A 7,962-nucleotide genomic window follows, 5' to 3' on the forward strand; every position below is an offset into this window, starting at 1 on the left:
TTTCGTGGTGCGCCCGGCTGCCATGGCGATCGATCGCCGGTCGTCGAAGCGCTTTGCTTGTGGGAAGAGGAGTTCCGTGTACTGTCGCATCGAGCGGGGGAAAGGCTTCGGGATGAGAATCGCACTATCCGTTGCGTTGGCGGCGACACTGGCCGGATGCGCGACCTCGCCGGTCGACTATGGGACGTCGCTTTCGCCGCAAGACCCGAAATATGCATCGCCCGAATGCCAGCAGGCGCGGACCGCCGCTGCCGACTATTCCGCCCGCGAGAAGACGCATCCCGGCTGGGCCTTCGTCGCGCTCGGCCCGTATGGGCTGGGGATCCTGGCGGCCACCAAGGAGGCCGAACAGAAGCAGCGCAAACTGTTCGCCCGCGCCGTGCACCAGCAATGCTCCAGCCTGCCACTGCCGAAGGAATTGCAGGGCGACCTGAATCCCGCGGGCGTTGGGACGAAATATCCTTAGCCGGCTCCTACGGTTCTAGCGCAGCAATCCATCCGCCTCGAAAATGTCCCACCCCTCCAGCTTTGGCGGTGGGCTGTCGTCCTTTCCCGATTTGCGGGCAGGGCCGGCCTTGCGCTCGCGCTTGCCGGCGCGCGTCAGCGCCGCCTTGCCGGCGCCGCGCCGCCTGTTCTCGGTGACCTCAAGCGCATCCTCCTCCCGCCAGCCCGTCGCCAGGTCACGGTCGAGAATGTCCTCGATGTGGCGCGGATCGAAGACGTGGAAGGTGACGGCTTTGGATCGCCCGCGCATCTTCACGGTGCGCGTGCCGGTGCTTTTCAGGCGGCCGTCCCGCAGCCATTTGTGGCGCTCGCGGGCGGAGATGGTGAGGATATCCTCCGCCTCACGGGGCAGGACGGGCAAGGTCTCGATCCCCTGCAACGTGCTGGAGATCGTTGCCGAGGCGGCCTGGAAGGCATCCGCGTCGGTCTTCAGCATCCGCAGCACGACCCGGCCCGTCTCCGCCTTGGCGAATTTCCGCACCACCCAAGGCAGGCGGGCGCGGACCTCGCGTTCGATTCCCTTCAGGCGCATCGCGGAGCCGAGCGTCGCCGACGGCGGCAGCGGCCATTCGGCGACCAGCGTAGCAGTGGTGCTTTCGCCGTCGCCGGATGCGGGACCGGATGCCGTGGCGATTTTCGCGACGATGCCGCCCACAAGCTTGCGGAGGGAGCCGCGCTTCTTCTTGTCCGCCATGTTCCTTGTCGCTCATCAGCTGCCTGCATGCACCGCAGACAACCGCAATCGGGCTATAACAGTTCCTTAGCACGGGGCGGAAGCAGGCGGCGAGGCCGGGCCGGGCGTCAGGGGTCGGGCGATGACGCAACGGGCGGCTTTATGGGCGCCTCAGCCGCAACTTCGCCATTAAGGGCAGCGCCTAATAGGTCAACCGCGTGACAATGATGGATCCGATGCAAAGCTATAGCCGTGCCCAGAAGTTCCTGCACTGGACGCTTTTCCTGATTGTCCTGCTGATGTACGCGCTCACCTTCAACGAGGATATCTTTGCGCGCGGCGATCCGCGCGTCGACATGATCTGGCGCATCCATATCTCCGTCGGCCTCGTCATGGCCGTGCTGGTTCTCTGGCGGGTGGCATTGCGCCTCGGCGAGGGGGCGCCTCCGGAGCCGGCCGATATCGGCTGGGTCGAGCGGATGGCGGCGCAAGCCAGCCATCTCCTGCTGTATGCGCTGCTGATCGCCATTCCGGCGCTGGGCATCCTGCTGACCTGGTATCGCGGCAACGAGCTGAGTTTCTTCGGGCTGTTCACCATCCCGGCGCCATTTCCGCCCGACCGCGAGACAGCCAGGACCTTGCGCGAATTGCACAGCCTGTGCGCCAACGCGATCCTGGTGGTCGCCGGGCTGCATGGGCTCGCGGCGCTCTGGCACCATTTCGTGCGCCGCGACGACGTCCTCAAGCGCATGTTGCCGTAGAGGCGATCGGTCGTTGCGAAGCGCTTCGGGCAATGCGATCGCCATCATCGGTGACGCGTGGCGGCCCCAATTACTCGCCGCTCTTAAGGTGTTGTTAAGCGACCGAACATCGGTCGCCGTATACGCGATCACACCACTGGCGTTGCCGGATCGAAGCTGTAAAAGTCCCGTTTTGGCGGACTATGTGTCTCGTCGGCCGGCGCCATAGCCCCATACCACCCCCCCCCTAGATTGTGGCGCCGGCCACTTTAATCGCTGCTGATGGCTGGATGTTGGTTCATCGGATTGCACCGACAGTCTGATCTGCCGTCCGATCGTGCACTCCAGCACGGTGTCAACACTTCGGGAATGTGCATGGCCCTGCGTATCAACCTGCCCGGCGGGATATTCAAGGTGAAGACCTATAGAGAGCTACGCGACCGGGAGAGAGACAGGCGCGTGCCGGTCCTCAGGATCGGGTCGCTGTATTTCATCTGGTGGCCCTCGCAGCAGCGCGCCAAAAAGGGTAGCCAATAATCGTCGTCATCCAGACATGCGCGACGGCTGCTCATGTGCCCCAGTTCGGCAAGATGAACACGATTATCGATCGCCCGTTCGTTCGCCCGAGCACCAACGTCAAACTCAAGGCCCGTTACGCAAAAGCCCGCCGGCCGAAGCCAGCGGGCTTTGTCTCAGCAGAGAGACTATGTCTACCCTGGGATGATGATAATCTGCGACGCAGGAAGGGTGGCCGTAACGACCGACAGTCTGTCTCGCTTCGTAAGAACAGGCTTTGTGTACTGCTTCTTCATGGATGCTCCTCGCTTTTTTCCCTCAAGGGGAAAGGTGCCTGTCGGGATTTTCTTTGTCAACGTCGAGAAGCGGCCGGTACGGCCAAGCCTGTTAGTATTCGCAGTGGGTTCGATTTGCGCCGAGCCGAACTTGCGCTCTTATAGACGAGCCCGCCACCCTTCGGCAGCGGGCTTCGCGAACGAGGCATCAGGATGGTTCAAGCTCGCCCCGCAGAGCTCAGCGACTGGCGATCAGCAGGCAGAGCTGGCGCAAATCACGGTCATAGGAGCCTTCGCTGCCCAGCACATCCGCGCAGCGTTTCTTGAACCGCGCGATCTGGCTATCGGACATTTGAGCGACCTTCGCGGGCAAGCCAGGGGCGCCAGGGTTGGACGGATTGCCCGGGTTGGAAGGGTTGCTGGGGTTCGTGCCAACGCCGACGCCAACGCCTACACCGGCTCCCACATTGACACCCAGCCCCGCGTTTACGCCGTTGGTGCCGCCAACATTCGCGCCAAGCCAGCGCTGACACCGTTCGTGCCACCGACATTGGCGCCGAGACCTGCATTGACACCATTGGATCCACCGACCGAAGCGCCGACGCCAGCATTGACGCCGCCGCTGCCGCCGACCGAGGCACCCGCGCCGACGCCGATACCACCAGCTCCGCCTATCGATGCCCCGACGCCAGCATTGACGCCGCCTCTGCCGCCGACCGAAACACCGCCGCCGACGCCGATGCCGCCAGCCGTTGCTGGAAGCGACAATGAGATGATGACTGCACTGCTAGCCAAAGATTTGGCGAAGATATTCACGAAGTAATTCATGATGCTCTCCTGTTTGCGTTGCTTCACCAGCCAACAGAGGCTGTGTAGGGAGTGACGAATGGAGGAGCGTGATAGTTTCTCGCTGCGCGAGCTGCATTCCAAAAAAGGCTTGCAAAGGCTGAATGCCATCCCGCGATCTTTATTCAATTGCTGAATTCATCGCGCGGGCGAAATTGATACAATGAGCTCTGGGTGGCATCTTATGGTGAGGCGCGCGGTCACTTCCGCCTGGCGGCTTCTTTCGCCAAGTCTTCCACCTCGCGGCGAGGATCGGCGGCCCAACTACCCCGCGGCCAGCCATTTGCGCGACCGCGCGAAGCTCTTGAATACGTTGGCCTCCATGGGGCGCCCGAAAAAGAAGCCCTGCAGGATATCGCAGCCGAGCTCCTTCAGGATACGCGCGTGCTCCATCGTCTCGACGCCCTCGGCGATCACTTCGATGCCGAGCGACTTGCCGATCTCGATGATCGACAAGACCAGATGCCGCTGCGCGCTCGAGCCGGTGATTGGGATCACCAGCTGGCGGTCGATCTTGAGGCGGCGCGGCTGCAGCTTGAGCAGGGAGACGATCGAGGCGTGGCCGGTGCCGAAATCGTCGATCTCGATGTCAATGCCGAGCTCCTTGATGTGCTCGATGTTCCAGGTGACGAGGTCGTCATTCTCGTCGAGGAAGATGGACTCCACCAGCTCGAACGACACGGTGCCCTGTCTGATGTCCAGCTTGCGCAACCCCTCGATCAGGCTCTTGTCCTCCAGCCGCCTGGCCGAGACGTTGACCGAAACGCGCGGGATCTTGAGATGGTCGCGCTCCCAGCGCCCGAAATTCTGCAGCGCCTGCTCGAGGATGGTGCGATCGATCAGCGACACGACATTGAGCTCCTCGGCCACCTTGAGGAAGGCATCGGGGGCGAGGATCCCGCGTCGCGGGTGGTTCCAGCGCGACAGCGCCTCGACGCCGACGATCTCGAGCGTCCTGGCGTCGAACTGCGGCTGGTAGTAGGCGACGAATTCGTTGCGCTCCAGTCCGCCCAGGATCTCGTCGGCGACCTGCTTGGTGCGCACGATCTCGCTTTGCAGCTCTTCGTTGAAGAACTCGTAGCGGTTGCGGCCGCGGCCCTTCGCCCGGTAGAGCGCGAGATCGGCGTTGACGAGCAGCTGCTTGGCGTCGACGCCGCTGTTGGCGGCGATGCCGATGCTCACCCCGAAGCGGCAGGGATGGCCCCGATAGTCGAGGGGCTGGCGCATCTCCTCGATGATGCGGTCGGCAAGGGCTGCGAGCTGGTCGTCGTCGAGCCCATGGCTCATCACGACGAATTCGTCGCCGCCGATGCGCGCGACGAAATCACCAGGGCCCGCATTGGCCTTGATGACCTTCGAGGCATGCACGAGCATGGCATCGCCGGCGGCGTGGCCGAGCGTGTCGTTGATCTGCTTGAACCGGTCCAGGTCCAGATGCAGCAGCGCCGTCGGCCGGTCCGGACCGCCGGTTTCGGCGAGCAGTTCGTCGAGATAGCGGCGGTTGGGCAGGCCGGTCAGGGAATCGTGCAGCGCGGCGTATTCGATATGCGCCTTAGCGAGGTTCAGCTCGGCATTCTTCGATTCCGTCAATTGCCGCTCGCGCCTCAGGGTCTCGTTGAGCAACACGTCGCTGGTCACGTCCCATTCGGCGCCGATCAGCTTTGGCGTGCCGTCGATGTCCTGGAAGAAGCTGGCGCGCGTGCGCACGTGGCGGATGGCGCCGTCGGGACCGAGGAGGCGGTATTGCGAGGAATAGAGGCCCTTGTTCCCGGCCGCCCGGTCGAAATCCCGCAGCGCCCGCGACCTGTCCTCGGGATGGATCGAGCGCGCCCAGTCATCATAGCCGCGCGGCCGGCCGTCGGCCGGCTTGCCGTAGATCTCGTTGACGCGGTCGTCCCATACCATCTCATTGGTGGCGAGGTCGTGTTCCCAGACGCCGATGCCGGAGGCTTCCAGCGCCAGCTCCAGGCGCCCGGACAGGCGCCTCAGCTCGGCGTAGTTCTTCTGCCTTTCCCCGAACAGCCGTCCGGCGACCATGATCGGCAGCACGACCAGCGCGCCGGCGAGCAACATCAGCGCGCGCAAGGTCCACTCGTTCTTCGGAGCCGCTGGCCAGCCGCCCTTGGGGATGGCCGAGATTCGCCACGAGCCCGACGGCAGCTGCACATTGGCCGAAACCGGATTTCCGGCGATGACATTCTCGCCGCCGAAGAAGCGTTCGCCGCCGCCGCCCAGCGCATCCTTGCCGGTCAGCGCGACATCGATGTTGAGCTCCGGATCGGTCAGTCCGCTCGCCGCGTAGAGGCGGTCGACATCGACCACCGCCGAGACGATGCCCCAGAAGCGGTCGCCGCCGCCTGCTTTCGGCACGAAGACCGGGATGCGGCCGACGAAGCCGCGCCCGCCCTGGGCCAGGTCGACCGGGCCGGCGAACACCAGCACGCGCTGGTCTCGCGCCTGCATCGCCGCCCGGCGTTGCGCCTCGTTGTTGCGGTAATCGAGCCCGATCGCCTTCTCGTTGCCGTTGATCGGGTACATCAGCGAGATGACGAGGTCGGGCGCGCCGGCGATGTTGCGCAGTTGCGATTTCTGCTGGAACAAATTGCTCGCAAGCGCGGCAAATCTCTCCTGGCCCATCAAGGGCTCCGTAACGATGGTCGCGATAAGGCCCTGAACAAGTTGCAGGTTGCCTTCTATATTGCCTTCGAGCTTGGCGCGGACGATGTTGACCTTGGCCAGCACATCGGCGCGCTCGAGCTGGTCGGAGACCATGCGGTTCTGCTTGTCGGCAAGGAAGGCGCAGGCCAAAAGGACAACAAAAGCTATGGCCGCCGGCAAGTTGGCGGAAGAGAAAATGGCCTGTCTTGCGCGACCTATGCTGAAACCCGTTGTGGCCAATTCGACCCGAATACCTTTCTGGACAACAGCCTGTCGGTCGACACTAGTGCCAAACGTTTAAATTTGCCCTTCCAATGTGGCCATCTCCTTGTCTTGGCGCAATTTCGGACGGAAGACCGTTTCACACTTTTCCTGGAATTGCCCATCTCCTTGCTTTGGCGCAATTCCGGACGGAAAACCGTTTCACACTTTTCCTGAAGTTGCTCAAAGGTTCGCCTCGGCGAAGATGCGCGCGGCCCAGTCGAGGAAGACGCGCAGGCGCGGCGAGAGCTGCCGGTTCTGCGGGTAGAGCGCCGACAGCGGCGTCTGCGAGGGCGCGTAGCCGGCCAGCACCTCGACCAGCGTGCCGTCGGCAAGGTCTTTCTCGAAGCGATAGCGCGGCGCCTGGATGAGGCCGAGGCCAAGCCGCGCCAGGTCGGCGGCGGTGTCGGAATTGTTGGCCGCGACACGGCCGGGCAGCCGCACCTCGACGGTCTTGCCCTCGACGGTGAATTCGAACGGCAGGGTCTCGCCGGTGCGGGACGACACGAAGCCGACCGCCTGGTGGCCTGCGAGCGCGTCCGGGGAGGCGGGCACGCCATGGCGTTCGAGATAGGCGGGGCTGGCGCAGGTCATCTCGCGGATCACTGCCAGCCGCCGCATGATCATGCCGCTGTCGGCCGGCTCGCCGACGCGGATGACGCAATCGACACCCTCGCGCACGAGATCGACCAGCCGGTCGCTCTGGCCGATCTGCAGGTCGATGCGCGGGTAGCGGGCAAGGAATTCTGGCAGGCGCGGCAACAGGAAGGTGCGGGTCAGCAGCGTCGAGGCGTCGATGCGCAGCAGGCCGAAGGGCTCGGCCTTGCGGAAGGCGGCCTCGGCATCCTCGATCTCGGCCAGGATCGACAGGCAGCGCCGGTAGTAGGCTTCGCCGTCCTGCGTGGCATTCACCTGCCGCGTCGTGCGCTCGAGGAGCCGCGCGCCGAGATATTCTTCGAGCCGCCGGATGGCCTCCGTCGCGGTCGAGCGCGGCAGGCCGAGATCGGCGGCGGCTGCGGTGAAGCTGCGCCGTTCCAGCACGCGCACGAAAAGCCGCATCGTATCCAGGCGATCCATGGCCATTGTTCGCAGCTTCCGAATAGTGATGTCAAGCGATAGGTGATTATCCGGAAAGTGTGCCGGCCTATATCCGTGTCACAGAGAACACGGAGAACTTCCATGACCAACCAACATCCAAGAACGGCGATCGTGACGGGCGCCTCGAAGGGCATCGGCGCCGCGATCGCACGGCGGCTTGCCCGCGACGGCGTCGCCGTCGTCGTCAATTATGCGCGGGGCCGGGCCGAGGCCGAAGAGCTTGCGCGGGCGATCGAGGCAGATGGCGGCAAGGCGATCGCCGTGCAGGCCGACATCGCCGATCCCACAGGCGTCGCGGCGCTGTTCGATGCCGGCGAGACGGCCTTCGGCGGCATCGACATCCTGGTCAACAATGCCGGGATCATGAAGCTGTCGCCGATCGCGCAGACCG

Annotated in this window: 7 protein-coding genes; 3 read left to right on the forward strand and 4 right to left on the reverse strand. The window is 64.1% G+C overall.

The genetic code is table 11. The annotated features are described in order from the left end of the window. Positions 1–112 precede the first annotated feature (112 nt). Positions 113–466: a hypothetical protein gene (locus tag WC739_RS23310; protein ID WP_372955353.1), complete on the forward strand. Its 354-nt coding sequence runs from the start codon at positions 113–115 to the stop codon at positions 464–466. Between the two features lie 15 nt (positions 467–481). Here the strand turns inward: WC739_RS23310 and WC739_RS23315 are convergent, their stop codons facing one another. Continuing rightward, complete coding sequence (locus WC739_RS23315; RefSeq protein ID WP_372955354.1) at positions 482–1,198, reverse strand: hypothetical protein; 717 nt, start codon at positions 1,196–1,198, stop codon at positions 482–484. A 215-nt stretch (positions 1,199–1,413) separates the two neighbouring features. Between WC739_RS23315 and WC739_RS23320 the strand changes: the two genes are divergently transcribed. Further along, positions 1,414–1,938, forward strand: coding sequence for a cytochrome b (locus tag WC739_RS23320; protein WP_372955355.1), 525 nt, complete (start codon positions 1,414–1,416; stop codon positions 1,936–1,938). A 1,256-nt stretch (positions 1,939–3,194) separates the two neighbouring features. Here WC739_RS23320 and WC739_RS23325 read toward each other — a convergent pair. From WC739_RS23325 to WC739_RS23335, 3 genes are all read right to left on the reverse strand, one after another. Then, a complete protein-coding gene (locus WC739_RS23325) occupies positions 3,195–3,665 on the reverse strand; it encodes a hypothetical protein (RefSeq protein WP_372955356.1) in 471 nt (156 codons plus the stop codon). Positions 3,666–3,818: 153 nt separating this feature from the next. After that, positions 3,819–6,326, reverse strand: coding sequence for an EAL domain-containing protein (locus WC739_RS23330; RefSeq protein WP_372955357.1), 2,508 nt, complete (start codon positions 6,324–6,326; stop codon positions 3,819–3,821). A gap of 330 nt (positions 6,327–6,656) precedes the next feature. Continuing rightward, on the reverse strand, positions 6,657–7,550 hold the full coding sequence (locus WC739_RS23335; RefSeq protein WP_372955359.1) for a LysR family transcriptional regulator: 894 nt from the start codon (positions 7,548–7,550) through the stop codon (positions 6,657–6,659). A 102-nt stretch (positions 7,551–7,652) separates the two neighbouring features. Between WC739_RS23335 and WC739_RS23340 the strand changes: the two genes are divergently transcribed. Then, positions 7,653–7,962: SDR family NAD(P)-dependent oxidoreductase (locus tag WC739_RS23340; protein WP_372955358.1), on the forward strand; the 310-nt coding region annotated here is incomplete at its 3' end.

The organism is Mesorhizobium sp. (assembly GCF_041661565.1).
Classification (GTDB): domain Bacteria; phylum Pseudomonadota; class Alphaproteobacteria; order Rhizobiales; family Rhizobiaceae; genus Mesorhizobium.

Excerpts from the sequence above, each read along its gene's own strand:
- WC739_RS23310 (WP_372955353.1), top strand. The coding sequence starts at position 113 with ATGAGAATCGCACTATCCGTTGCGTTGGCGGCGACACTGGCCGGATGC.
- WC739_RS23315 (WP_372955354.1), bottom strand. The coding sequence starts at position 1,198 with ATGGCGGACAAGAAGAAGCGCGGCTCCCTCCGCAAGCTTGTGGGCGGC.
- WC739_RS23320 (WP_372955355.1), top strand. The coding sequence starts at position 1,414 with ATGCAAAGCTATAGCCGTGCCCAGAAGTTCCTGCACTGGACGCTTTTC.
- WC739_RS23325 (WP_372955356.1), bottom strand. The coding sequence starts at position 3,665 with ATGGCATTCAGCCTTTGCAAGCCTTTTTTGGAATGCAGCTCGCGCAGC.
- WC739_RS23330 (WP_372955357.1), bottom strand. The coding sequence starts at position 6,326 with ATGGTCTCCGACCAGCTCGAGCGCGCCGATGTGCTGGCCAAGGTCAAC.
- WC739_RS23335 (WP_372955359.1), bottom strand. The coding sequence starts at position 7,550 with ATGGATCGCCTGGATACGATGCGGCTTTTCGTGCGCGTGCTGGAACGG.